Here is a 1,559-nt window from a genome sequence, read left to right as displayed (position 1 = left end):
CCCGATCGTAGTCCGGATCGCAGTCTGCAACTCGACTGCGTGAAGTCGGAATCGCTAGTAATCGCGGATCAGAATGTCGCGGTGAATACGTTCCCGGGTCTTGTACACACCGCCCGTCACACCATGGGAGTGGGTTTCACCAGAAGTAGGTAGCCTAACCGTAAGGAGGGCGCTTACCACGGTGGGATTCATGACTGGGGTGAAGTCGTAACAAGGTAGCCGTATCGGAAGGTGCGGCTGGATCACCTCCTTTTAGAGCGAATGGCTCGCAAAGCGAAAGCGTCCACACTTATTGGCTGTTAGTTAATGTCATGACCATTGAAGGTATCGCCCACTGGTGATAGATGGGTCAGTAGCTCAGTCGGTTAGAGCACCGTCTTGATAAGGCGGGGGTCGTTGGTTCGATTCCAACTTGACCCACCAACGATTACCTCGGGGGATTAGCTCAGCTGGGAGAGCACCTGCTTTGCAAGCAGGGGGTCGTCGGTTCGATCCCGTCATCCTCCACCACCGCTTTTGTGGTTGGTTGTCGATACAGCAAGGTTCATGACAGAGTATAGGGCACAGGACAACAGCGGTTGACCTGGCGCTAGATTCAACGAAGAGTGTTCTTTTTCAAGAATACTGCTCGTTGGGTTATGCAACCCACGAATTGCTCTTTAACAATTAGGAAGAAGCACAACGAAGGTGTGTTGTCTAATAAACGCAAGACGATTAGTCGACTTGTGATGACAATACACGGGTTGTGATTGCAACAGAACAAATTATGTTCAACGAAAGTTCTCAAAAATATAGACGTTGTTCAGTCTTCGGATTGGATAACAGCTAAGGATTGATGAACGGCAACAACGTATACTCATATTCCTATAACAGCATCAAGCGTTATAGGATCAAGCGAATAAGTGCATATGATGGATGCCTTGGCGATCACAGGCGATGAAGGACGCGGTAGCCTGCGAAAAGCTACGGGGAGCTGGCAAACAAGCTTTGATCCGTAGATGTCCGAATGGGGAAACCCACCGTAGTAATACGGTATCCCATGCTGAATACATAGGCATGTGGAGGCGAACCGAGTGAACTGAACCATCTCAGTAACTCGAGGAAAAGAAATCAACCGAGATTCCGGAAGTAGTGGCGAGCGAAACCGGACCAGCCTGGATGTTTTAGCGTAGTGAATAGTCGAATGGAATGGAAAGTCCAGCCGTAGCAGGTGATAGCCCTGTAGGCGAAATTCAGTACGTGGAACTAAGCATCGAACAAGTAGGGCGGGACACGTGAAATCCTGTCTGAATATGGGGGGACCATCCTCCAAGGCTAAATACTCGTGATCGACCGATAGTGAACCAGTACCGTGAGGGAAAGGCGAAAAGAACCCCGGAAGGGGAGTGAAATAGATCCTGAAATCGTATGCATACAAACAGTAGGAGCACCCTCGTGGTGTGACTGCGTACCTTTTGTATAATGGGTCAGCGACTTACATTCAGTGGCAAGCTTAACCGAATAGGGGAGGCGTAGCGAAAGCGAGTCCGAATAGGGCGATTCAGTCGCTGGGTGTAGAC

General features: G+C 49.8%; 2 tRNA genes and 2 rRNA genes. All 4 read left to right on the top strand.

Annotated features, from left to right (window positions below):
- Positions 1–253: ribosomal RNA gene (locus tag M2Q46_RS18695) — 16S ribosomal RNA — on the top strand; the annotation flags it as partial.
- A 93-nt stretch (positions 254–346) separates the two neighbouring features.
- Positions 347–423 (top strand) — tRNA-Ile (locus M2Q46_RS18690).
- 11 nt (positions 424–434) lie between these two features.
- Positions 435–510, top strand: a tRNA-Ala gene (locus M2Q46_RS18685).
- Positions 511–888: 378 nt separating this feature from the next.
- Positions 889–1,559: ribosomal RNA gene (locus M2Q46_RS18680) — 23S ribosomal RNA — on the top strand; the annotation flags it as partial.

It is taken from the genome of Alcaligenes sp. YSL9, from assembly GCF_030515105.1.
GTDB classification, from domain to species: Bacteria; Pseudomonadota; Gammaproteobacteria; order Burkholderiales; family Burkholderiaceae_B; genus Alcaligenes; species Alcaligenes phenolicus.
This window is presented reverse-complemented; position numbering and strand designations above follow the sequence as displayed.